We start from the raw sequence: 24,958 nt of genomic DNA on the forward strand, positions 1-24,958 counted from the left end.
GCGATGTGCCCGGCGGATTGCAGCGGCCTCAAACGACATGGATGCTGTTCTGCACCCACAGGTGATGGCTCGGATCTTCCTGGGCCGTGTATTGGTTATAGTCGATGCCGTCGGCGGTCTGGTTCCCGACCAGGGTCCAGTTGTCCGTCATGTGCACCGAATCCTTGTCATCCCCCTTGATGATCAGCGTGTTGTTGCCGGCTTCGGTGATTGCCACCACGTCCGCCAGGTTGAGGGTCAGCGCCACTGCACTGGTGTCGTTGAGGTCGATCACCTCGATGTTGTGGATACGGCTGGCCAGGTTGCCGAGGTCGATGCTGGCGTCGCCGCCGCCCCACAGCAGGGTGTCGGTACCGCTGCCGCCATCGACGCTGGCGAAGTTCTGGTCGACCACTTCGAGGGTGTCGTTGCCTGCGCCGCCTTCCAGGCTGATGTGCCCGCCCTGGCTGCCGACCAGGTGGTCGTTGCCATCGGTGCCAGCGAGCACTTCACTGGATGCAGCGGCCGCAACGCTGGCCACCGCGCCGCTGCCGTCGCTGGTGTCGGCCACCAGTGCCGAGAAGGTGGTGACGCTGGCGGCGTTGTCCAGGTTGACGGTCAGCGTGGCGGTATCGGTGGTGCCGTTAGGGTGGGTCAGTTCATAGGTGAAGGTGTCGTGCTGGCCGATCACTGCCGAGGTCAGCCCGCTGGTGAGGGTGTAGGTGTAGCTGCCGTCTGCATGTACCAGCAGCGTGCCGTAGGTACCGGCGACGCTGACGCCGTTGTAGCCGGGAATGGCATAGGTGCCGGCGGCCGTCAGTACGCTCAGCACGGTCAATGCCGAACCCAGGTTGTCGGTACCGGCCGGGTCGGTGATCAGGTTGCCGCTGGCCACCGTGGCGCTGCTGACCACGAACTCGGTGAGGTGCGTGGTGGTGGTATTGAGGCTGGTGGTGATCGAACTGGCCAGGCCGATGCCGCCGGCACTGACCACGATATGGTAGGTACCGGCGCCCTGGTTCTGGAAGGTATAGCCTGCGCCGCCGCCAAGCAGGCTGACCAGCGAACTGCCGCCAACCGTCTGCACCACCACATACTGGCCGGTGGTGGTGTTGAGCTTGAGCAGTTGGATGGTGGTGCCGTTGAGCAGGCTCAACAGGTTGGCGGAGTTGACCACCACTTGCAGGTTGGCCGTGGTGTCGGCGGCCACCGTTGTGGTGTAGGTGGCCGAGCGCGAGCCGATCAGCGGCAGGGTCAGCGAGCCAAGGGTGGCGCTGCTGCTGTCAACCCGGTTGGCCAGCGTGATGTTGCTGCTGTCGACGTCATTGACCGCATCCACCACCGTGGCCGGCGCGCTGAGGTTGCTGTCGTTCCAGGTTTCCGTGGCCTGCGGGCTGTCGATGCGCACGTAGAGGTTGGCCGCGGAGGTCAGCCCGTTCGGGTGCACCAGCTCGTAGCTGAACACGTCCACCTTGCCGACGCTCGCCGGGCTGCCGTTGGGGGTGTAGGTGTAGCTGCCGTCGGCATGGATCACCAAGGTGCCGTACTGGCCCTGCACCGTGGTGCCTGCGCCACTGGCGGCGGTCACGTAGCTGCCGTTGACCAGGATCTTCAGCACGGCGCCGCTGTCCGGGCCGAGGGAGTCGACCGCGCCATTGGTGCCCGGGTCGGTGATGACGTTGCCCGAGGTGGCGGTGCCGGTGCCGGTGAACTGGGTCAGGCTGGTGGCGTCGATGTCCAGGCTGGTGGTGACCTGGGTCACCAGGCCGATGCCGCCGCTGGCCACGGTCAGCCGGTAGTCGCCGGCCTGCAGCTTGCCGATGTCGACCTGCAGCCCCAGCGGCAGCACGATCAGGTCGAGCAGCCCCTGGGTGTTGCCGGTGGCGATGGTCACCCAGGCGCCGCTGGCGTCCTTCACCTGCAGGGTGAAGGTGGAGTTGTTGAGCAGCGCCAGCACGCTGTTGGTGGTCAGCGTCAGGGTCGGGTCGACCGTGGTGCCAGGTGCCACCGTCCAGGTGTAGGTCTTGCTGAAGCCCGACAACAGGGTGGTGAAGCTGTCGGTGTAGGTGGTGGTGGCGGTGACCGGTGCCAGGTTGACGGTGGCGGTGGCCAGGTTGTTGCTGGCGATGACCGGGGCGTTGGCATCAACGTCGGGCGCGGTGATGTTGACGTTGCCGGAGACGTTGCTGCGCGGGTCGGTCAAGGTCACCGACAGCACCTGGCCGTTGTCCTGGGCCGGGCTCAGGGTGACGGTGAAGGTGCCGTTGGGTTGCACTGTCGCGGTTTGCAGCACGGTGCCGCTGGCGCTGCGTACAGTGACCGTGGCGCCGACCTCGCCGGTACCGGTGAGGGTGGTGCCGTCGGCACTGATCACCAGGTTGCTGGCGTTGGCCGGTGGGGTCAGGTCCGGGGCGGTCAGCGCTGTGGCGGTGGAGGTGTTGCCCGCAGCATCGGTGAGGGTGACGGTGAGCGCCTGGAAGTTGACCTGCGCCGTGTTCAGGCTGACCACGTACAGGCCGTTGCTGCCCACCGTGGCGGTGCCGAGCACGGTACCGGCGCTGTTGCGAACCGTCACTGTGCTGCCGATTTCGCCGGAGCCGCTGACCGAGGTGCCGTTGGCGTTGATGGCCGCCACTGGAGCGGTCGGCGCAGTGGTGTCGGGCGCGGTGATGGCGGCGCTGCCGGATACGTTGTTGCCGGCGTCCGTCTGCCGCACGACCAAGGCCTGGCCGTTGTTCTGGGTGCTGGTCAGGGTGACGCTGAAGGTGCCATCGCCCTGCACGATGGCGGTACCGACGGTGCCACTGGGGCCTTGCACGGTGACGGTCGCGCCCGGCTCGCCGTTACCGGTGAGCACGGTACCTGCGCCATTGATCGCCAGGTTGGTGGGTGCCAGCGGCGCCTGTGTATCCGGCGCGGTGTAGCTGGTAGCGCCGGAGACGTTCAGCGCGGCGTCTGCCTGGGTCAGGCTCAGTACCTGGCCGTTGAGCTGGGCGCTGCTGAGGTTGATGCTGAACGCTCCCGCGCCGTTGACCAGGCCACTGCCGAGCACGTTGCCGGCAGCATCGCGCACCGTCACCGTGGCGCCGGCTTCACCGGTACCGGTCAGCACCAGGCCGTTGGCCGACAGCGCGCTGACCACCGGGTTGGCCGGCGCGGTGATGTCGGCCGCGGTGACGAACACCGGTTGCGACTCACCCCCCAGCAGCGATACCGACGTCACCGACAAATGCTGCCCGTTGAGCTGGGCGGCGCTCAGGGTGATGGAGAAACCACCGTTGCCGATGTTGGCCAGACCGCTGCCGATGAGGTTGCCGGCGGCGTCGTAGACACGGATCGAGGTGCCGGTGGCGGCCGTCCCGGTGAGGGTCAGGCCGTCGGCGGCCAGTGTCGCGCTGACGGGTGGCTCCGGTGGCGGCACCAGCGGGGTCACAAAGGTCGCCACGGCCGAGGTGTTGTTGGCTGCGTCGGTCTGGGTGACGGCCAGGGACGCTACCGAACCCGGGGCCGGTTGCAGGTTGATCGAGAAGTTGCCGCCGGCGTCGACCAGGCCGGTACCAATGACCACGCCACCAAAGCTGACGCTCACGCGGGCGCCGGCTTCGCCACGCCCGGTGAGGATGTCGTAGTTGTTGCTGATGGCGAGGTTGGTCACGACCGCAGGCGGTGAGGTGTCGGCGGTCTGGTACTGGGCGGGCGTCGACGTGTTGCCGGCGCTGTCAGTGGCGATCACCGTCAGCAGCTGGCCGTTGTTCTGCGCCGAATTCAGGGTCACGGTGAAGTTGCCGCCAACCGGCACGGTGACGGTACCGACCACCGTGCCGGACGGATCGCGCACGCTGATGACGCTGCCCACCTCTGCGGTGCCGCTGAGCAACGTACCGTTGCCGGTCAGGGTGAGGTTGGCGGGCTGAGCTGGTGGGGTCAGGTCAGGTGCGGTCAGTTGCAGCGGTGCGGAAGGATTGCCGGTGGCATCCTGGGCAATGACGCTGAGCACCTGGCCGTTGATTTGCGCTGACGTCAGGTTGAGCACGAAGGTGCCGTCGGGGTCGATGGTGCCCTGGCCGAGCATATTGCCCTGGCCGTCCATCACGCTGACCCGTGCCCCGGCCTCACCGGTACCGACCAGCTGGGTGCCGCTGCCGTTGAGGCTCGCCACCACGGTGGCCGGGGGCGTGCTATCGAGCGCAATCACGGTGCTGATCGGTGAGACGTTGCCGCTGGCGTCTGCCAGGGTGACCTGCAGGGTCTGGCCGTTGAGCTGGGGCGTGCTGAGGTTGACCACGAAGGTGCCGTTGGGCCCGACCGTGGCAGTGCCGATTTCGGTGGTGCCGGCATAGACACGCACGGTGCTGCCCGCTTCACCGGTACCGCCGAGCTGGTCGCCAGCGGCGTTGAGCCGCAGGTCGAGCGCCGCGGCTGGCGGCGTCAGGTCCGGGGCGTTGATCGTGACTGGCTCGCTGATGTTGCCGGGTGGGTCGGCCTGCTGTACCGACAGCACCTGCTGGTTGATCTGTGCAGGGCTGAGTTCGACCCGGAAGCTGCCGTCGGCGAGCACCGTGGTAGTGCCGAGCAGCACGCCGGCTGCGTTGTTCACGGTGACCGTCGCGCCAGGCTCACCGCGGCCAATGACCACGCTGCCGTCGGCATTGATGACCACATTGGTCAGCACGTCTGGCGGCGTGAAGTCCGGGGTCTGCAAGGTGGCGACCGGCGACAGGTTACCGGCGCCGTCGGTCTGGGTGAAGCTGAGCACCTCGGCGTTGCCCAGGGCCGGGTTGAGGGTCAGGGTGAAATGGCCGCTGGCGTCGACCAGGGCCGTGCCGATCTGCTGGCCGGCCGGGTTGGTCACGATCACCGTGGCCCCGGCTTCGCCACGCCCGGTGATGGTCACGCCGTCGCTGGAGATGGCCAGTTCGCTGGGCGCAGTCGGCGGTGTGCTATCGGGTGCGGTGATGGGGCTGGCGCTGGACTGGTTGCCGGCGGCGTCGGTCAGCACCACCTGCACGGCCTGGCCGTTGGCCTGCGGCGGGTTGAGGGTGACCTGGAAGCTGCCGTTGCTCATCACCGTGGCGGTGCCCAGCACAGTGCCGTCGGCCGCGATGACTTTCACTGCGGTATTGGCTTCACCGGTACCATTGAGCAGGCTGCCGCCACTGGCGAATGCCAGATTGGCCGGCGCCGCCGGCGCAGTGATGTCCGGTGCGGTGAGGCTGACGCTGTTGGACTCGTTGCCGGCAACGTCAGTCTGCGCGGCGCTGAGTTGTTCGCCGTTGAGCTGGGCGGCGGAGAGGTTGACGCTGAAGTTGCCGTCGGCGCCCACTACGGCAGTGCCCAGGCCGACCCCGCCGATACCGAGCACGGTCACGGTGGCACCTGGCTCACCGTGGCCAGTGAGCACCAGGCCGTTGTTGGACAGCGCCAGGTTGCTCAGCGGTTGCGGCGCAGTGGTGTCCGGCGCCTGCAACTCGGCCGGCAGCGACGTGCTGCCGGCCGTGCCGGTAGCGCTGACCTGGAGGATCTCGCCGTTGGCCTGGGCGCTGCCGAGGGTGACGCTGAAGGTGCCGTCGTTGTTGACCGGGGCGCTGCCCAGCAGCACACCGTTGGGGCCCACCACGCTGACCGTGCTGCCCGGTGTGGCGATACCGGTGACCACCAGGCCGTCCGCGGAGAGCACCAGGCTGCCGGGAACATCGGGTGCGGTGTCGCCCGGCGCCGTGACGTTTTGTACCGGCGAGGTGTTGTTGGCGGCGTCAACCTGCACCACCGCGAGGTTCTCACCCACCGTTGCCGCCGGGGCGAGGGTGACCGAGAAGCGGCCGTCGCTGCCGACCTGGGCCGTGCCCAGCGCAGTGCCGTCCGGTGCGCGCACGGTGACCGTGGCGCCGGCCTCGCCGGTGCCGGTCAGGGTGGCACCATCGGCCGAGACGGCCAAATGGGCGACAGCGGCTGGAGGCGTTGTGTCGGCTGCGGTGTAGGCGGCCACGGGCGAGACGTTGCCGGCGGCATCGGTAGCGGTCACCTGGAGGGCCTGACCGTTGGTCTGCGGGCTGCTCAGGGTGACCTGGAAGGTGCCGTTGGCGGCGGCCACCGTGGTGCCCAGCACATTGCCCGCCGCATCGCGCACGGTGACCGTGCTGCCGGATTCGGCACTGCCGCTCAGTTGCAGGCCGCTGCCAGCCAAGGCCAGGGCGGTGGGCGCCGCAGGCGGAGTATGGTCGGGGGCTGTCACCGTCACGGCGGCAGAGCTGTTGTTGCCAGCGTCGGTCTGGGTCACGCTCAGGCGCTCGGCGTTGAGCTGCGCGCTGGTGAGGGTGAGGGTGAAGCTGCCGTTGGCGGCCACCACACCGGTGCCGATGATGGTGCCGTCCGGGCCACGCACGGTCACCGAGGCGCCGGCTTCACCCAGGCCGGTGAGGGTCAGGCCGTTGTTGTTGAGCACCACGTTGGTCAACGCTGCCGGGGCGCTCAGGTCGGTAGTGACGACAGTGACCGCTGGCGAAGTGTTGCCCGCAGCATCCAGCTGGGTCACGCCGAGTGCCTGGCCAGTGGCCTGCGAGGTGGCGAAGTTAACGGTGAAGCGCCCGTCGGCGCCCACGATGGCAGTGCCAAGCACGGCACCGCTGGCATCGCGTACCTGTACCGTGGCGCCTACTTCACCGCTGCCGGAAAGCTGCCGGCCATCGTTGCTGAGCGTTGCGTTGGTAACGGCCGCCGGTGGCGTGCGGTCAGGGGTCGCCAGGCTGGCCGGGCCGGACACGTTGCCAGCGGCATCGCTGAGGGTGACCTGCAGTGCGCTGCCGGTGGTCTGTGCGCTGGGCAGGGTGATCTGGAACTGGCCGCTCTGGTTCACCGTACCGGTGGCGAGCACGGCGCCGCTGGCGTCGCGCACGGTCACCAGTGCACCGGCTTCGCCCTGGCCGCTGACCACGGTAGCGGCGCTGTTCAGGCTGAGGCCGGTGGCGACGTCCGGGGCTTGCAGGTCAGGTGCCTGCTGTGTGGCGGCTAGCGACACGTTGCCCGCAGCGTCGGCCTGGGTGATGGTGAGGTTTTGCGCGTTCACCTGCGCCGGCACCAGGTTGATATAGAACAGGCCATTGCTGCCGACGGTGCCGGTGCCGACCACGGTGCCGCTGGCGTCGGTCACGCTCACGCTCGCGCCGACTTCACCATGGCCGGTCAAGGTTGTGCCGCTGCGGTTGATGGCGACCTGGGTCGGCGCATCGGGCGGGGTGGTGTCGGCTGCGACGATGGTCGCCGGCAACGATGGGGCGCCGCTGGCCGATGCGCGGGCGCTGACATGCAGGGTCTGGGCATTGAGCTGGGCATTGGCGAAGAAGATGCGGAAGATGCCGTCGCTGCCTACCGTGCCGGTGCCCAGGGTGGTGCCGGCGGAGGTGACGGTGATCAGCGAGCCGACCGTGCCCTGGCCGGTGAGCAGGAAGCCATCGGCGCTGATGGCCAGGTTGGTGGGCGCTGCGACTTCGCTGCCGTCCGGTCCGTTGACGGTGATCGAGGTTTCATTGTTGCCGGCGTCGTGGACCACGAGTTGCACGCTGTCGCCGGCAACCAGCGGTGGATTGACCTGAACCTGGAAGGTGCCATCCGGGTTGACCGTGGCGGTGCCCAATTCGGTGCTGCCGTTGCGCACGATGACCGTGGTACCGGGTTCGGCGGTGCCGCTGATGATGCTGCCATCCGGGCTGACCGCGATATCGGTGGCGGGAGCCGGTGGTGAGGTGTCGGCGGCCGTGACGCTGGTCGGCTCCGTGCTGTTGCCGGCGACATCGGCGACCACCACGGTCACCGTCTCGCCGTTGATCAAGGCCGGGAACAACGGCACGCTGAAGCTGCCGTCGGCGTCGACCAGTACTGTGGTTTCGACGCCGGTCGGGCTGATCACGGTGACCGAAGCCGCGCCGGGCGCATTGCCGGTCAGGGCCAGGCCATCGGCGCTGATCGCCAGGTCCGTGGGTTGTGCGGGCGGGGTGAGGTCTGGCGCAGTCGCTTGTGCGGCGCTGGAGGCATGGCCTTGTGGGTCGGTCTGGGTAACGTTGAGGGTCTGGCCGTCCAGCTGCAATGGGCTCAGTGCAACGCTGAAGCTGCCATTGGCGGATACCACCACGCTGCCCAATAACTGCCCGGCGGTGTTGCGCACTTCAACGGTGGCGCCGGGCTCACCGGTGCCTTGAACAAGGCTGCCGTCGGCGCTGACCAGCAGCCCGCCCGGGGCTGCGGGGGCGCTGCTGTCGTCGGCGGTGAGCGGCGCCGACGGCGAGGCGTTGCCAGCGGCGTCGATGAGCACCACCGACACGGTTTCACCGCTGGTTTGCGCAGGTGTCAGGGTAACGCTGAAGGTACCGTCGTTGTCGACCACGCCGCTACCGAGCACCTGCCCACCGGCGTCGCGGACTTCTACGGTGGCGCCCGCTTCGCCCTGACCAGTGAGGGTGATGCCATCGGCGCTGAGGCCGAGGCCTTGGGCGGGCAGAGGCGCTTCGCGGTCACTGGCGGTCAAGGTGTCGGCGGGGGAGGGGTTGCCAGCGCCATCGGTCTGGATCACCGTCAGCACCTGGCCATTGAGTTGGGGTGGGTCGATGGCCACACGGAAGCTGCCGTCGGCTTCGACCGTAGCGGTGCCCAGCACTGCGCCGCCAGCGCCGGTCACCCGTACCTGGGCGCCGGGTTCGCCGCTGCCGGTGAGCACCGTGCCGTCGGTCGACAGCGCAAGGCCTGTGGTGATGGCCGGCGCCTGGCTGTCCGGCGCCGTCAGGTCGACGGCGGCCGAGACGTTGCCGGTCGGGTCGCGTTGCTCGACGGTCAGGGCCTGGCCATTGGTCTGGGTGGGGCTCAGGGTAACCTGGAAACTGCCGTCGCCGTTGACCAGGGCAGTGCCCAGTACAGTGCCGTTCGGGCCGCGTACGGTAACGGTGGCGCCGGGCTCGCCAGTGCCGGAGACGCTGCTGCCGGTGCCGTCGATGCTGGGGTTGCTCACGGCTTGCGGTGGCGTGGTGTCGGGAGCGGTGAAGCTGACCGGGCCGGCGCTATTGCCCTGCGTGTCGGTGGCTTCGACGCTCAGTTGTTCACCATTGCGCTGGGGTGCGTTTAGGGTGACGTCGAATTGCCCGTTGGCGGCGACGACCGCCGTGCCCAGCACGCTACCGTCGGCGGCGCGCACGGTGACGATCGAACCCGCTTGGCCGGCACCGGTGAGATGCAGGCCGGTGACGTCGACGGCCAGCGCCGAGGGTTGCAGCGGGCCATCCAGGTCGGGCGCGGTGAGGGAGACGGTGGAGCTGTTGCCGGCGGCGTCGCGCAGCACCACGTCGAGCTCCTGGCCGTTGACCTGGGCGGGCGACAGGGTGACGGTGAAGTAACCGTTGGCTCCGACTGTTGAGGTGCCCAGCACCGTACCCTGGGCATTGGTGACCTGCACGGTGGCGCCGACCTCGCCGCGGCCGGTGAGGGTGATGCCGTCGGCCGCCAGGTTCAGGTCACTGGCCTGGTTGGGCGGGGTGATGTCCGGGGCGTTGATCTGGCTCGGCAACGAACTGTTGCCGTCAGCGTCGATGGCCACCACGTCGAGCAGTTCGCCATTGGCTTGGGCCGGGGCGAGGGGGATGGTGAAGGTGCCATCGTTACCCACCTGAACGCTGCCGATCACCGCGCCATTGGCATCGCGCACTTCCACCAGGCTGCCCACCGGGGCGGTGCCGCTGATCGACGAGCCGTCGGCGGCCAGTACCAGCCCGGCAGGGCTCTCCGGCACTGCAGTGGCGGGGACGATAACGTTGAGCGCGACCGAAGGGTTGCCGGCGGCGTCGGTCTGCACCAGCACGATGCTGTCATTGGCACTGACCGGGCCGTTGAGGTCGACCAGGAAGGTGCCGTTGGCCGCGACGACACCGCTGCCGATCACGGCGCCGTTGGCATCACGCACTTCCACCGTGGCGCCCGGTTCGCCGCGGCCACTGATGACCAGGCTGCCGGCACCCACGATCACGTTACTGATGATTGCCGGTGGGGTGATGTCAGGTGCGGCGTAATCAAGCGGCGCGGAGCTGTTGCCCGCGGCATCGGTGACGGTGATGGCCAGGTGCTCACCATTGGCCTGGGCAGGGGCGAGGGTGAGGGTGAAACTGCCGTCTGGCTGGACGATGGCGCTGCCGATCAGGTTGCCATTGGCATCGCGAACCTCTACCCGTGCGCCCGCTTCGGCGCTGCCGGTCAGGGTTACGCCGTTGACCAGGCCGAGCCCGCTGGGTTGCGCTGGCGACAACAGGTCCGGGGCAGTCAGGGGGCTTGGCGTCGAAACGTTGCCAGCGGCATCGGTAAGGGTGACCTGCAACGATGAGCCATCGACCACTGGCGAGGCCAGTTGCAGGGTGAAGCTGCCATCGGGCTGCACAGTGCCGGTGCCGATCAGTTGACCCTGGTCGTTCAGCACGTTGACGGTGGCACCGACTTCGCCACGGCCCGACACGATGCGCCCGTCGGCGCTGATGATCACATCGCTGGCCGGCGCGGGTGGTGTGGTGTCGCCACCACCGACGATGTCGGGCGCCGTGACGCTGGCTGGCGGGGAGGCGTTGCCTGCCGCATCGGTGGCGGTGACCTGAAGTTGTTCACCATCGACCTGAGGCGGGTCAAGGGTCACGCTGAACGTACCGTCGCTTGCCACCACAACGCTGCCAAGCACCGTGGTGCCATCGGCAGCCAGCACGCGCACGGTGCTGCCAGGTTCGGCACGGCCGGTGAGCACGGTACCGTCGGGGCTGACGGCAAGACTGGACGGAACGGCCGGAGGCGTAATGTCGGGTGCGGTTAGCTGCAGCGATGTGGAGACGTTGCCAGCGCCATCAACCAGGCGAACCTCCAGCACTTCACCATTGGCTTGGACCGGGCTGAGGGTGACGTTGAAGTTGCCAGCGGCATCGACCACGCCGCTGCCGATCAAATTGCCCGCAGCGTCGCGCACTTGCACGGTGGTGCCGGGTTCACCGCGGCCTGAGAGCTGGCGGCCGGCCTGGCCGATGGCCAAGTCGGTGGGGGCATTTGGCGGCGTGGTATCGGGCGGGTTGCCGACGCCGTCGTTCGGTGCGGTGATGGTGGTGCCGCTGGACACATTGCCGGCAGGGTCGGTGACCGTGACTTGCAAAGGCTGGCCATCGGTCTGCGGCGGTTGCAAGGTGACGCTGAACTGGCCGTCGGCGCCGGCCACGGCAGTTCCCAGCACAGAGCCGTCGGCACCGCGTACCTGAACGGTCGAACCTGGCTCGGCGCGGCCGGTGACGGTATTGCCTTGCGGGTCGATCGTCAGTTGCGTCGGTGCGGAAGGCGGGGTGGTGTCCGGGGCTGTCACCGTACCAGCCTGCGAGGTGTTGCCTGCGGCATCGGTCTGCGAGACAGCCAGATTTTCGCCGTTGGCCTGCGGGGTGTTCAGGGCGATATCGAAACTGCCATCGGCATTCACCGTGCCGCTGCCAATCAGATTGCCGGCAGCATCGAATACATTCACCGTGGCGCCCGCTTCACCACGCCCGCTCAGGCGCAGGCCATCGGGCGAAACCAGCAGGTCGATGGGGGTTGCCGGTGCCGTAGTGTCGCCCGGCGTGCTGCCACCGCCGCCACCGCCGCCGCCGCCACCATTCGCCGCTGCTGCCACCCCGCCGACGCCAAGCAAGCTCAGCCCGGCAATCGCAAAGGTCGAGGTTTCGTTACCGGCGGTGCCGATGCCGGCCACCAGTTCGTCGAGTGAGTTAACTTCATCGAACGTGAAGCCGCTGAAGGCGGTCGCGTCATAATTGGCGTGCCACAGGGTGCCGTCTTCGCCGACGAACACCATGTCACTGCCAACCCCTGCCTGGTCCACGGCGAAGAAGTTGCCAATGGTGACCTTTTCTCCGTTCTTGAGCGTGACGATCAGGTCCTGGCCACGCCGGGTGACGGTCGCCACCTGGTCGGGAGCAACGGGCATCTGCACGACGCCTGGGCTGTTGAGGGTGATATTGCCCCAGGCATTCTGGGTGGCGACGGCAGATTGCTTGTCGGCGACGACGATGTTGTCCATGAGTGCTCCCTGCTGGTTTTCGGTACGCAGGACCGTCTTCGCGATCCTTGGTTGGCACAACCTGGCCGAATAGCGGCCGCGTAACCGGCGATTAGGGAGATATAGCAGCCCAGCGGATTGCCACCAGATGGCTTTGCGGATAGTCCTTTAGTGTGTGTTGGCTCAGCGAAGCCCCAGCCGACGGGCCAGGCGACTCAGGTTGGCACGGTCCAGGCCAAGCTCGCGGGCTGCAGCGGCCCAGTTGTCCTGATGCCGTTGCAGGCAGGCCTCGATGAGCTGGCGCTGGTAATCGTCGAGAGCTTCGCGCAGGCCCCAGACGGGGAGGGGCAGGGCAGTGGGCGTGCCGTGGGGAAGGGTGCCGGCCGTGGCCGGCTGGGCGCTGCGCAGGTCGAGGTCGCTGGCCTCGAGCGTGAGAATGCGCGGGCGCTTCGGGTGTTGGCCCATGGCCTTCAGGGCCGAGCGGCCGATCAGGTGTTCGAGTTCGCGCACGTTGCCCGGCCAGTCATACGCCAGCAACGCTGCTTGCGCTTCACTGCTGAGGCGCAGACTGTTCAAACCCAGGCGTGATCGGTTCTGTTCGAGGAAGTAGCCGGCAAGAAGCAGCACATCGCGCCCGCGCTCACGCAGTGGCGGCACCTGAAGCGGGTAGACGCTGAGGCGATGGTAGAAGTCGGCGCGGTAGTTGCCTGCGCGCACCTCCGCGGCCAGGTCGCGGTTGGTCGCAGCGATCAGGCGTACGTCTACGCGGTGTTCACGGTCCGAGCCCAGGCGTTGCAGTTGGCCGCTTTGCAGCACGCGGAGCAGCTTGGCTTGCACGGTCAGCGGCAACTCACCCACTTCATCGAGAAACAGCGTCCCGCCGTTGGCCAGTTCGAACTTGCCACGACGCTCGCCGTGGGCGCCGGTGAAGGCACCGCGCACATGGCCGAACAGTTCGCTTTCCACCAGCGTGTCAGGAAGGGCTGCACAATTGAGGCTCACCAAGGGTTTGTCGGCGCGGTTGCTGGCCTGGTGCAGGGCCATGGCGACCAGTTCCTTGCCCACACCGGTTTCGCCGGTGATCAGCACGGTCAGTTCGCTGCCACCCACCAGTCGGATTTCTTCCAGCAGGCGCTTGTGCGCCGGGCTCTGACCGATCAGTTCCTTGTCCTGGCCGCTGGCCTGGCGGTAGATCTCGGCGCGATGGTGCTCATCTTCGGCGCGCAGGGCCAGGTGCTCGATGCGTTCGGCCACGGTCACCGTGGCGGCGGCCAGGCTGGCGAACGCCTGCAGGGCATCGAGTTCCAGGCTCTGGAACTGGCCAGGCGTGAGCGCGTCGAGGGTCACCAGGCCCCAGGGGCGCTCGTCGACCATCAGCGGGCAGCCCATGCAGTCGTGCACTTCAAGGTCGGCGTGGGGTGCGTTGACCAGGCCATCGTAAGGGTCGGGCAACTCGGAGTCGCTGGCAAAGCGTGTCGGTTCCGGTCGGCTGAGCAGGATCTGGAAACGCGGGTGCTCGCTGACCTTGAAGCGTCGGCCCAAGGTATCGGGCGACAGTCCATCGACGGCCAGTGGCACCAGCCACTCGCCGTCCAGGCGTAACAGCGCGGCAGCATCGCAGGGCAACAGCCCGCGCATGGCCTGCAGCAGGCGGCGGTAGCGCTCCTGGTCGGGCAAGTCGCGGGACAGGTCACTGACCAGGGGCAGCAAGGTGGTGAGCAAAGGCTTGGTAGTCATATGGACTCCTGTAAGTCAATTTGACTATACGTGACACCGGGTCATTTTGACATGATTGCTGCCAGTGCCCTGATTTCATTGGCGGAAAAGGTTGGCACGATTGCTGTAACAGCAAAGGCAACCATGTGAAGCCTCAGGCTCAGGAGTCGTCTAAATGCTCAATGCCGAACAACGTGCAATCATCAAAGCCACTGTCCCTCTGCTGGAAACCGGTGGTGAAGCGCTGACCACCCATTTTTACAAAATGATGCTCAGCGAGTACCCAGAGGTGCGCCCGCTGTTCAACCAGGCCCACCAGGCCAGCGGCGACCAGCCACGCGCTCTGGCCAATGGCGTGCTGATGTATGCCCGTCACATCGACCAGTTGGAGCAGCTCGGTGGCCTGGTTGGCCAGATCATCAACAAACACGTTGCCCTGCAGATTTTGCCGGAGCACTACCCGATCGTCGGCAGCTGCCTGCTGCGCGCCATCGAAGAAGTGCTGGGCAAGGACATCGCCACGCCTGAAGTCATCGCGGCCTGGGCTGCTGCCTACGGCCAGCTGGCCGACATCCTGATGGGTGCCGAGGAAACCCTCTACAAACAGAAGGAAGAGGCTGCCGGCGGCTGGCGCGGCAGCCGCGAATTCCGCCTGGTCCGTCGTGAGCAGGAAAGCAGCGAAATCACCTCGTTCTACTTCGCCCCGGTAGATGGCAAGCCGGTACTGAAGGCCGAACCCGGCCAGTACATTGGCCTGCAACTGTTCATCGACGGTGTCGAGCAGCGGCGCAATTATTCGTTGTCTGCCCTGTGCGACGGCCAGCAATACCGCATCAGCGTCAAGCGCGAGGAAGGCGGCAAGGTCTCCAACCATCTGCATGATGTACTGGCGGTGGGCGACACCTTGCAGCTGTTCCCGCCAGCAGGGGATTTCACCCTGGCGGCCAGCGCCAGGCCGCTGGTGCTGATCAGCGGTGGGGTGGGCATCACTCCGACGTTGGCGATGCTTGAGGCGGCGCTGAAGACACCGCGTGAGGTGCATTTCATCCACTGCGTGCGCAACGGTGCCGTGCATGCCTTCCGCGACTGGGTCGACGGCCTGGCCGAGCGTCATCCGCAGCTCAAACGCTTCTACTGCTATGCCGAACCGGAAGGCGGCGCTGCCGCCGATGCCGTGGGCTTGCTGAGCGAGGAGCTGCTGGCCGAGTGGCTGCCGCACGGGCGTGATGTGGATGCGTATTTCCTCGGGCCCAAGGGCTTCATGGCGGCGGTCAGGCGCCAGCTCAAGAGCCTGGGGGTACCGGAGCAGCAAAGCCGCTACGAGTTCTTCGGGCCTGCGTCGGCCCTGGAGTGATGTACTGACTGTACCGGCCTCTTCGCGGGCACGCCCGCTCCCACAGGTTACTCGCAGCTTTCAGCATCTGCGCAGTCACTTTGTGAGCGGGCGTGCCCGCGAAAGGGCCGATCAATACTTCCTGCCTATATATAAGGAAAGATGAACGGTGCCTCGGGCACCTTTCATCTTTAATCCTCCTTTAATCACTGTATCCTTCACTCCCGGGTGTCGAGGGGCTTCCCCCTGCAAGGCACCCGGGCAGCCGCTTTTTTTACCGGCCAACGTTGAACCGACCTTGCTGCAACCGGTCTGAGCATCTCCGGATAGCCCTGCGCAGTGCTGTCTTGCCGCCTCCTCGACACGCCAAAGGCCCTGCCTGCGTGTAGAATTGCGCCAGGCGGGCGGACCACGCTGCCCCCTATCCATCGAAGGAATCGGCAATGAACGAACAAACATCGCGCCTGAATCGCGAACGGCGCTTTCTGGTACTGCTGGGGGTGATCTGCCTCGCCCTGATCGGCGGTGCGCTGTACATGCAGGTGGTGCTGGGCGAGGCCCCTTGCCCGCTGTGCATCCTGCAACGCTATGCCTTGCTGTTTATTGCCATCTTCGCGTTCATTGCCGCCGCCATGCCCGGGCGCCGCAGCCTGACCCTGTTCGAGGGCCTGGTGGTGCTCAGTGCCGTTGGCGGAATCGTTGCGGCTGGCAACCATGTGTATATACTCGCCAACCCCATGGTCAGTTGCGGCATCGATACCCTGCAGCCGATCGTCGACGACCTGCCCCTGGCCAAGCTCTGGCCGCTGGCATTCCAGGTCGACGGCTTCTGCAGCACGCCGTACCCGCCGATCCTCGGTTTGTCGCTGGCGCAGTGGGCATTGGTGGCATTCGTGCTGACGGCCATCCTGGTTCCGTTCGGCATCTACCGCAACCGGCGCCAGTCTTAGACATAAGTCACGATTTCGGTGTGGTCTTTTGCACCGGATGAGAACAGCGAAATGTTCTCTCCCGCTTGATCCAGATCAATCTCTAAGCCTTGTGAAACGCGGGTTTGAGGGCTATCAAGCGGGGTGCGACAAACTGTCGCGAAGTTGATTTTTCGGGGCGGATTGTTGCAGATTCTGTAAAAGACTGTTGCTCAATAAGTCATAGTCAAGGGTTGGCGACCTATCTACAATCGCCCCCAATTTCCGTTCGGCACTGCTTGCGAGTCGCAGGATTGAAGGAAGCCCCAGCGCTCCTTTTTGCTGACTTCGTCAAGTTTCGCCCAACGGCGATACCGGGCGGACCCCCCTCCGCGTTTTCCCGCACCAAATGGACTTGGTCTGAAGTACAGGCCTGTTGCCTACGAAACCATAAGCACCGCTAACACGCTTTGCGCCAAGGTCCTGCAGTCGGACCCGGGCAGGAGCGAGTACGGGCGCGAAATGCCGCACTTGGCAGGACGAAGTGTTGGCTACCAAAACACAAATTGCATTGAAGCAAGCTGATCTAGAGGTCGTGAGATGAGTAAAAAGCGTTACCCCAGACTGTTTGGCATATTGCCCTTTTTAGGCATGCTTTTACTCAGTGGGTGCAACTGGACCCTGCTCGACCCGAAAGGTCAGGTCGGCATTGAGCAAAAGAACCTGATCCTGATCGCAACCGGCCTGATGCTGCTGGTGGTGATTCCGGTCATCATCATGACCGTGGCATTCGCCTGGAAGTACCGTGCTTCGAACAAGGCTGCCACCTACACCCCCGACTGGTCGCACTCGACCAAGATCGAAGCTGCGGTGTGGATCATCCCGATCATCATCATCATCGCCCTGGGTTACGTCACCTACAAGTCGACCCACAAGCTGGACCCTTACCGTCCGCTTGATTCGGACGTGAAGCCGATTCAGATCGATGTGGTCGCGCTGGACTGGAAATGGCTGTTCATCTACCCGGAACAGGGCATCGCCACGGTCAACAAGATCGTCTTCCCGGCTAACACCCCGGTCAACTTCCGCGTCACTTCCGACGCCGTGATGAACTCGTTCTTCATCCCGGGCCTGGGCGGCCAGATCTACGCCATGGCCGGCATGACCACCAAGCTGCACCTGATCGCCAACGAAAATGGCGAGTTCGACGGTATCAGTGCCAACTACAGCGGCGCTGGCTTCACCGGCATGAAATTCAAGGCCACTGCCACCTCCCAGGAGGACTTCGACAAGTGGGTCGCCGAGGTCAAGCAGTCGCCGAAGAAGCTGGACAAGGCCGAATACGACGCCTTGGCCAAACCAAGCGAAAACAACCCAGTCGCGCTGTACAGCGAGGCCTCGCCTGACCAGTTCCAGATCATCGTCGACAAGTACGAAGGCATGAACCGCGGTCGTCCGAGCCACGAAGAAGCAGGCAGCAAAGATCTGGCCACAACCAAGGGTGTGGAATCGAGTATGCAACCAGCTGCCGGTGCAGAGGAGTAAGAGATGTTCGGTAAATTAACCCTGGAGGCGATACCCTTCCACGAGCCGATAGTCATGGTGACGCTTGCCATGATCGCGCTCGGGGGTATTGCTGTCGTTGGTGCTATCACCTATTTCCGCAAGTGGACCTACTTGTGGACCGAGTGGTTGACCACCGTCGACCACAAGAAAATCGGGGTGATGTACATCGTCGTCGCGATGGTCATGCTGCTGCGCGGCTTTGCCGACGCCATCATGATGCGTACCCAGCTGGCTGCCGCTACCGGTGGCTCCGAAGGCTACCTGCCGCCTGAACACTATGACCAGATCTTCACCGCTCACGGTGTGATCATGATCATCTTCATGGCGATGCCGTTCTTCACCGGCCTGATGAACCTGGCGGTTCCTCTGCAGATCGGTGCACGTGACGTTGCCTTCCCGTTCCTGAACTCCCTGAGCTTCTACCTGCTGCTGGCAGGCGTGCTGCTGGTCAACATCTCGCTGGGCGTTGGTGAATTCGCCAAGACCGGCTGGGTTGCCTATCCGCCGCTCGCGGGCATTCAGTACAGCCCTGGGGTGGGTGTCGACTACTACATCTGGGCGCTACAGCTCTCAGGCCTGGGTACGACACTGACCGGCGTGAACTTCCTCGTCACCGTGATGAAGATGCGCGCACCTGGCATGAAGCTGATGGACATGCCGATCTTCACCTGGACCTGCACCTGGGCCAACGTGCTGATCGTGGCTTCGTTCCCGATCCTGACCGCTGCACTCGCTCTGCTGACCGTTGACCGTTATCTGGACTTCCACATCTTCACCAACGAGCTTGGTGGGAACCCGATGATGTACGTCAACCTGTTCTGGGCGTGGGGTCACCCTGAGGTTTACATCCTGATCCTGCCGGCCTTCGGCGTGTTCTCGGAAGTGACTTCGACCTTCTCCGGCAAGCGTCTGTTCGGCCACCACTCGATGATCTACGCATCGGGCGCCATCGCCGTGCTGGGCTTCGCTGTATGGCTGCACCACTTCTTCACCATGGGTGCCGGCGCCAGCGTCAACACCTTCTTCGGCCTGGCGACGATGCTGATCTCCATTCCGACCGGTGTGAAGCTGTTCAACTGGCTGTTCACCATGTACCAGGGCCGTGTGCGCTTCACCGCACCGATGCTGTGGACCCTGGGCTTCATGATCACCTTCTCGATCGGTGGTATGACTGGCGTTCTGCTGGCTGTTCCAGGTGCTGACTTCGTGCTGCACAACAGCCTGTTCGTTATCGCTCACTTCCACAACGTGATCATTGGTGGTGCGGTATTCGGCTACATCGCCGGCTTCGCCTACTGGTGGCCAAAAGCGTTCGGCTTCAAGCTGAACGAGAAGTGGGGCAAGGCTGCATTCTGGTTCTGGATCTCCGGTTTCTACGTTGCGTTCATGCCGCTGTACGCCCTGGGCTTCATGGGCATGACCCGTCGTCTGAACCACTCCGACAACCCACTGTGGGAACCCTACCTGTACGTAGCCGTTGTCGGCGCCGTGCTGATCCTGTTCGGTATCGCCTGCCAGCTGATCCAGATCGTCGTTTCGATCCGCGATCGCGAGCAGAACCTGGACGTGACCGGCGACCCATGGGGCGGCCGTACCCTGGAATGGTCGACTTCGTCGCCACCTCCGTTCTACAACTTCGCCCACATGCCAGAGAAAGTTGGCCTGGACTGCTGGAACGAAGCCAAGGAAGCCGGTGTCGCCTACAAGGTGCCAGGCAAGTACGAAGCGATCCACATGCCGAACAACACCGCTACCGGTCTGTTCATGGGTCTGTTCCTGACTGTCTTCGGCTTCGCTTTCATCTGGCACATCTGGTGGCTGGTTGGCGCGAGCCTGCTGGCAACCATCGCGGTCTTCGTTCGCCACGCTGCGCGTGATGACCAGGGCTACATGGTTCCGGCCGAAGAAGTGGCGCGCATCGAAGGCGAGCGTCTCAAAGCGCTGGCCAAAGCAGGTGCTCTGCCTGCCGGCGCACGTGTCGAATCGTTTGAACGGGTGTAATCAATGTCCAGTCAAGTAATCCACGGTGGCGCGCATGGTCATGACCATGCTCACGATGACCACCACCACGACTCGGGCCAGATGACCGTCCTCGGTTTCTGGCTGTACCTGATGACCGACTGCATCCTGTTTGCGTCGCTCTTCGCCACCTACGCGGTGCTGTCCGGCAGTTTTGCCGGCGGCCCGTCGGGTCACGACATCTTCCAGCTCGACTTCGTAGCTGTAGAAACGCTGTTCCTGCTGCTGTCCTCGATCACCTTCGGCTTCGCCATGCTGAAGATGTTCGACGGCAAGAAAGCTGGCGTACTGGGCTGGTTGGCTGTGACCTTCCTGTTCGGTGCAGGCTTCATCGCGATGGAAATCTATGAGTTCCATCACCTGATCGGCGAGGGCTTCGGCCCGACCCGCAGTGGTTTCCTGTCGGGCTTCTTCGCCCTGGTAGGCACCCACGGTCTGCACGTGACCGCCGGCCTGATCTGGATGGCAATCATGATGTACCAGATCAACAAGCACGGCATCACGCCGACCGCCAAGACCCGCATGAGCTGCCTGAGCCTGTTCTGGCACTTCCTGGACGTGGTCTGGATCTGCGTATTCACCGTCGTCTACCTGCTGGGAGTTCTGTAATGGCTAACGCACACGACACTCATCACGAAGGTAACCACGGCAGCGTCAAGTCGTACATGATCGGCTTCATCCTGTCGATCATCCTGACCGCGATCCCGTTTGGCCTGGCCATGTCGCCAAGCCTGCCGAAGAACCTGACCGTTCTGATCATCGTGGCCATGGCTGTGATTCAGGTAGTGGTACACCTGGTGTACTTCCTGCACATGGACCGCTCGAAAGAGCAACGTTCCAACGTGTCGACGTTCCTGTTCACCACCCTGGTAATCGCTCTGCTGGTCGGCCTGTCGCTGTGGATCATGTTCAGCATCCACTTCGAAATGATGGCCAAGTGAGGTAAGACTGCATGTCCGTTAAGCACTTTATCCAAATCACCAAACCGGGGATCATTTTCGGTAACGTGCTTTCCGTGGCAGGCGGTTTCTTCCTTGCCTCGAAGGGCCATGTGGACTTCGCCCTGTTCCTGGCGGTGGTGATCGGTACTTCGCTGGTGGTTGCGTCCGGATGCGTGTTCAACAACTGCATCGATCGTGACATCGACCATAAGATGGAACGTACCAAGAACCGCGTCATGGTGCAGGGCGGCATGTCGCTGACCCTCGCGCTGGTCTACGCCACCCTGCTCGGGGTGGCGGGCTTCAGCCTGCTGTATGTGCAGGCCAACCCGCTGTCGGCGTTCTGCGCGCTGATCGGCTTCGTCGTCTACGTTGGTTTCTACAGCCTCTGGCTGAAGCGCAAATCGGTGCACGGCACCTTGGTCGGCAGCCTGTCCGGTGCCATGCCTCCGGTGATCGGCTACTGCGCCGTGAGCAACAGCTTCGACCTGGCTGCAGTGACCTTGCTGGTGATGTTCAGCCTGTGGCAGATGCCACACAGCTTTGCCATCGCGATCTTCCGCTTCAAGGATTACAGCGCTGCCAACATCCCGGTCCTGCCGGTGGCACGTGGCATCCTCGCGGCGAAGAAGCAGATCGTGCTGTACGTGCTGGCTTTCCTGCTTGCCACCTTGATGCTCACCCTCGGCGGTTACGCCGGCCTCGGCTACCTGGCCGTGGCGGCAGCCATGGGCCTGTACTGGCTGTACATGGCCTGGGGTGGCTACAAGGCCGAGGACGACAGCAAGTGGGCCCGCAAGGTGTTCGGTTTCTCCATCCTCACCGTTACTGCATTGAGCGTGATGATGGGTCTGGACAGCCAGACCGCTGCGGACGTGCTGATGACCTACGCGCGCTGATCGAGGCGAGTGCTTCACCGAAAACCCGGCCACTGTGCCGGGTTTTTTTATGCCTGTGATTTTTGTGTTGGCTTCTTCGCGGGCACGCCCGCTCCCACAGGGTTATGCACATGCCGTGGGATAGCGCGGTATCTGTGTGAGCTGGCGTGCCCGCGAAGAGGTCTGGTCTGAAAACATAAATCTCTAATTTTCAAACAATAAATCTGAAAATCTCAAAAAAAAGAGGAATTTATCCTTTACAGCGATCCTGTTTCGGCACTATCTTCTGATCCAGGCCGCCGCAGCGGCCAGCGTCGCTCGGACGGTTCCGGGCGCTTACGTCTCCCGAGGAAACCATGGCCAATCCAGGTTCGCCGCGCCGTTTCGCGCGCATCGATCGTCTCCCCCCTTACGTCTTCAACATCACTGCCGAACTCAAGATGGCCGCCCGCCGCCGTGGCGAGGACATCATCGACCTGAGCATGGGCAACCCCGACGGTGCGACCCCGCCGCACATCGTCGAGAAGCTGGTACAGGTCGCCCAGCGTGATGACACCCATGGTTATTCCACCTCCCGCGGCATTCCACGCCTGCGCCGGGCTATCTCCAACTGGTACAAGGAGCGCTACGAGGTCGATATCGATCCGGAAAGCGAAGCCATCGTCACCATCGGCTCGAAAGAGGGCCTGGCGCACCTGATGCTCGGCACCCTTGATCATGGTGACACGGTGCTGGTGCCTAACCCGAGCTACCCGATCCACATCTACGGCGCCGTGATCGCCGGTGCCCAGGTGCGTTCGGTGCCACTGGTGCCGGGAGTGGATTTCTTCAACGAACTGGAGCGGGCGATTCGCGAGTCGATCCCCAAGCCGAAGATGATGATCCTCGGCTTCCCGTCCAACCCCACTGCCCAGTGCGTGGAACTGGACTTCTTCGAACGCGTGGTGGCCCTGGCCAAGCAGTACGACGTGCTGGTGGTGCACGACCTGGCCTACGCCGACATCGTCTATGACGGCTGGAAAGCGCCGTCGATCATGCAAGTGCCGGGCGCCAAGGACATCGCGGTGGAGTTCTTCACGCTGTCCAAGAGCTACAACATGGCCGGCTGGCGGATCGGTTTCATGGTCGGTAATCCCGAGCTGGTCAGCGCCCTGGCGCGAATCAAGAGCTACCACGACTACGGCACCTTCACCCCGCTGCAGGTGGCGGCCATCGCCGCCCTGGAAGGTGACCAACAGTGTGTGCGCGATATCGCCGAGCAATACCGCCAGCGCCGCAACCTGCTGGTCAAGGGCCTGCACGAACTGGGCTGGATGGTCGAGAATCCCAAGGCGTCGATGTACGTGTGGGCGAAGATTCCAGAGCAGTATGCGCACCTGGGTTCGCTGGAGTTCGCCAAGAAGCTGCTGGCTGAAGCCAAGGTCTGTGTGTCGCCGGGCATCGGTTTTGGTGACTATGGTGACGACCATGTGCGCTTCGCCCTGATCGAGAACCAGGACCGCATTCGCCAGGCGATCCGCGGCATCCGCCAGATGTTCCGAGCTGACGGATTGACCCAGAAGTAACGCGCCACCCGGGCCCGCTTCGGCGGGCTCGGGCCTGCCGGATCAACGGCAAACTATTTTTGCAGTGCCCCTCTTCTCAGCCGACCTGGCTTCGATTACAAATGGCGCGCGGGCCCAGCCCCGATAACAACAACCTTCCTTCCGTGCCATCATGTCCGAATATAACCCTTGCCTTGACTGCGGCGCCTGCTGCGGGTACTTCCGTGTGTCCTTCTTCTGGGGCGAATGCCAGTCTGCCGGCGGTGTTGTGCCGGATGATCTGGTGGTACAGATCAACCCCACCCGTGTTGCGATGATCGGCACCGACGCCAAGCCTTGCCGCTGCGTGAGCCTGCAGGGTGAGATTGGCCAACAGGTGGCGTGCACCATCTACGCCAACCGTTCCAGCCCGTGCCGCGAATTCGAAGCGTCGTGGGAGGGTGGGGTGCATAACCCCAGCTGTGACGATGCGCGGGCGGCCTATGGGCTGCCGCCGCTGACTCCGCCTGGGGCCAACGAACCGCATTGGCCGGATGATGGGGCGGAGGTGGCCTGAGCCTTTTTGGCAGCCTGTGCCGGCCCTTTTGCGGGCACGCCCGCTCCCATAGATACGGCGCAGGCATCGAAGACTGAGCAGTTCCCTGTGGGAGCGGGCATGCCCGCGAAAGTGCTATCAGCTGTAAGAAAATTCTGAATCCGAAACCAAATACTTCAACAGGGCGGGGGAGCGATTCATCCTCAGGCCTCTGTCGGATGCCGTCTGATTGAAGGGGGTTCGCCGATAGAGTTGCAGCGCTCTTGAGGTCGAGCGCCGCCCCACCACACATTCCAAGACATACACCCGCAGCCCCCCACATAACGTTAAACTGTCATCTCCCCAGCAATGGACAGGAGATCCGGCGTGACCCCACCCCGCAGTTTCCCGACTGACCTCTGCCTCGACAGCCCGCGCCTGCAGCTGCGGCCGATGCGCCATGCCGACGCTGAGCAATGGCTGAAGATCATGGCCGACCCCGAGGTCATGCGTTACTGGCACCATGCCCCCTGGCAGGACCTGGCCGAAGCCGAAAGCTCGCTGGCCGCCGACCGCGAAGCCTATACCAATGGCGAGCAACTCAAGCTGGGCATGTACCGCCGGGACAATGGCGAACTGATTGGCATGGTCCAGCTGTTCAACATCGACGAAGTCTCGCGCCGGGGCGAGATCGGCTATTGCCTGGCCAGCGCGGTGCAGGGCAGGGGCTACATGGACGAAGCGCTGACCTGCTTCATCGACTACATCGCCCATACCCTGCACATGCGCCGCCTCGAAGGCGAGATCGACCCACGTAACCAGGGCTCGGCCCGCACCCTCGAACGCCAGGGCTTCGTGCTCGAGGGCACGTTGCGGGCGCGCTGGTGCGTGGCCGGCGAGCTGACCGACTCAGGTATCTACGGCCTGCTGCTGGAACCACCAGTCGCATGACCCTGGGCGCCCGGTTGCCAGCCTGCTACCTGGCCCTGAGCCTGGCCCTGTACCTGCTCAGCCTGGCCTTCGACGGCGCCCATATGAGCGCCGGCCGGCACATGCCGGCGCTGCAGATGTTCCTGTATGGCCCCTGGGGCATCCCCTTCGGCATGTTCCAGTGGTTCGCCAACCCGCTGCTGGCGGTGGCCATCCTTTGCCATCGACGCTTTCGTCGGCTGGCGCTGCTGCTTGGGCTGGGTGCGTTGTACCTGGCGGCCAGCAGCTTTGGCATCGAGCGCCTGCCAGACAACATCAGCTATGAATTCACCCAGCGCACCGGTTTCGGCGCGGGCTTCTACCTGTGGCTGGCAGCGATCACCGTGTTTTGTCTGGGCCAGCTATGGCAGTGCTGCACGGCGCGCAGCAGTGACGATGTGCCCGGGTGGAACTGGCTGGATGTCGCCCTGATCGCAGCGCTGGCCGTGACCGCTTATGCGGCCACCCAGATGCCAGCGCTGCAATTCGAGCCGGGCAAGGTGCTGATGCCGCCTGAGCCGGTACAAACGCTTTGAGGGGAT

At 64.5% G+C, this 24,958-nt stretch carries 13 protein-coding genes; 11 read left to right on the plus strand and 2 right to left on the minus strand.

What is annotated here, in order from left to right:
• Window positions 1-28: 28 nt before the first annotated feature.
• On the minus strand, window positions 29-12,049 hold the full coding sequence (locus CQW31_RS08235; RefSeq protein ID WP_099814274.1) for a BapA/Bap/LapF family large adhesin: 12,021 nt from the start codon (window positions 12,047-12,049) through the stop codon (window positions 29-31).
• Between the two features lie 162 nt (window positions 12,050-12,211).
• Window positions 12,212-13,765, minus strand: a complete 1,554-nt coding sequence (norR, locus tag CQW31_RS08240) for a nitric oxide reductase transcriptional regulator NorR (protein ID WP_099814275.1) — start codon at window positions 13,763-13,765, stop codon at window positions 12,212-12,214.
• A gap of 154 nt (window positions 13,766-13,919) precedes the next feature.
• Here norR and hmpA point away from each other — a divergent pair, with 154 nt between their 5' ends.
• From hmpA to CQW31_RS08300, 11 genes are all read left to right on the plus strand, one after another.
• A complete protein-coding gene (gene hmpA, locus CQW31_RS08245; protein WP_054887534.1) occupies window positions 13,920-15,098 on the plus strand; it encodes an NO-inducible flavohemoprotein in 1,179 nt (392 codons plus the stop codon).
• A gap of 422 nt (window positions 15,099-15,520) precedes the next feature.
• Window positions 15,521-16,027, plus strand: a complete 507-nt coding sequence (locus CQW31_RS08250) for a disulfide bond formation protein B (RefSeq protein WP_054887535.1) — start codon at window positions 15,521-15,523, stop codon at window positions 16,025-16,027.
• A gap of 558 nt (window positions 16,028-16,585) precedes the next feature.
• Entirely contained in the window at window positions 16,586-17,530 is a 945-nt protein-coding gene (cyoA, locus tag CQW31_RS08260) for a ubiquinol oxidase subunit II (protein WP_054887536.1), read from the plus strand.
• A 3-nt stretch (window positions 17,531-17,533) separates the two neighbouring features.
• On the plus strand, window positions 17,534-19,552 hold the full coding sequence (gene cyoB, locus CQW31_RS08265) for a cytochrome o ubiquinol oxidase subunit I (RefSeq protein ID WP_054887537.1): 2,019 nt from the start codon (window positions 17,534-17,536) through the stop codon (window positions 19,550-19,552).
• 3 nt (window positions 19,553-19,555) lie between these two features.
• Window positions 19,556-20,179 (plus strand): cytochrome o ubiquinol oxidase subunit III, encoded by a 624-nt coding sequence (cyoC, locus tag CQW31_RS08270; RefSeq protein ID WP_027920308.1) that lies wholly within the window; start codon window positions 19,556-19,558, stop codon window positions 20,177-20,179.
• Entirely contained in the window at window positions 20,179-20,511 is a 333-nt protein-coding gene (cyoD, locus tag CQW31_RS08275; RefSeq protein ID WP_054887538.1) for a cytochrome o ubiquinol oxidase subunit IV, read from the plus strand. The genes cyoC and cyoD overlap by 1 nt, the downstream gene beginning before the upstream one ends.
• 11 nt (window positions 20,512-20,522) lie before the next feature.
• The gene (gene cyoE / locus CQW31_RS08280) at window positions 20,523-21,410 is read left to right on the plus strand and encodes a heme o synthase (protein WP_099814276.1); all 888 of its coding nucleotides are present in this window, start codon (window positions 20,523-20,525) and stop codon (window positions 21,408-21,410) included.
• Between the two features lie 335 nt (window positions 21,411-21,745).
• On the plus strand, window positions 21,746-22,954 hold the full coding sequence (gene alaC / locus CQW31_RS08285; protein ID WP_054887540.1) for an alanine transaminase: 1,209 nt from the start codon (window positions 21,746-21,748) through the stop codon (window positions 22,952-22,954).
• A 151-nt stretch (window positions 22,955-23,105) separates the two neighbouring features.
• Complete coding sequence (locus CQW31_RS08290; protein WP_054887541.1) at window positions 23,106-23,489, plus strand: YkgJ family cysteine cluster protein; 384 nt, start codon at window positions 23,106-23,108, stop codon at window positions 23,487-23,489.
• Between the two features lie 345 nt (window positions 23,490-23,834).
• Window positions 23,835-24,398: a GNAT family N-acetyltransferase gene (locus CQW31_RS08295; RefSeq protein ID WP_099814277.1), complete on the plus strand. Its 564-nt coding sequence runs from the start codon at window positions 23,835-23,837 to the stop codon at window positions 24,396-24,398.
• A gap of 14 nt (window positions 24,399-24,412) precedes the next feature.
• Complete coding sequence (locus tag CQW31_RS08300) at window positions 24,413-24,952, plus strand: hypothetical protein (protein WP_054887592.1); 540 nt, start codon at window positions 24,413-24,415, stop codon at window positions 24,950-24,952.
• Window positions 24,953-24,958: the final 6 nt, after the last annotated feature.

It is taken from the genome of Pseudomonas sp. 382, from assembly GCF_002759075.1.
GTDB classification, from domain to species: domain Bacteria; phylum Pseudomonadota; class Gammaproteobacteria; order Pseudomonadales; family Pseudomonadaceae; genus Aquipseudomonas; species Aquipseudomonas vlassakiae.

Excerpts from the sequence above, each read along its gene's own strand:
- CQW31_RS08250 (WP_054887535.1), top strand. The coding sequence starts at position 15,521 with ATGAACGAACAAACATCGCGCCTGAATCGCGAACGGCGCTTTCTGGTA.
- cyoA (WP_054887536.1), top strand. The coding sequence starts at position 16,586 with ATGAGTAAAAAGCGTTACCCCAGACTGTTTGGCATATTGCCCTTTTTA.
- cyoE (WP_099814276.1), top strand. The coding sequence starts at position 20,523 with ATGTCCGTTAAGCACTTTATCCAAATCACCAAACCGGGGATCATTTTC.
- cyoC (WP_027920308.1), top strand. The coding sequence starts at position 19,556 with ATGTCCAGTCAAGTAATCCACGGTGGCGCGCATGGTCATGACCATGCT.
- cyoB (WP_054887537.1), top strand. The coding sequence starts at position 17,534 with ATGTTCGGTAAATTAACCCTGGAGGCGATACCCTTCCACGAGCCGATA.
- norR (WP_099814275.1), bottom strand. The coding sequence starts at position 13,765 with ATGACTACCAAGCCTTTGCTCACCACCTTGCTGCCCCTGGTCAGTGAC.
- CQW31_RS08235 (WP_099814274.1), bottom strand. The coding sequence starts at position 12,049 with ATGGACAACATCGTCGTCGCCGACAAGCAATCTGCCGTCGCCACCCAG.
- hmpA (WP_054887534.1), top strand. The coding sequence starts at position 13,920 with ATGCTCAATGCCGAACAACGTGCAATCATCAAAGCCACTGTCCCTCTG.
- CQW31_RS08290 (WP_054887541.1), top strand. The coding sequence starts at position 23,106 with ATGTCCGAATATAACCCTTGCCTTGACTGCGGCGCCTGCTGCGGGTAC.
- alaC (WP_054887540.1), top strand. The coding sequence starts at position 21,746 with ATGGCCAATCCAGGTTCGCCGCGCCGTTTCGCGCGCATCGATCGTCTC.
- cyoD (WP_054887538.1), top strand. The coding sequence starts at position 20,179 with ATGGCTAACGCACACGACACTCATCACGAAGGTAACCACGGCAGCGTC.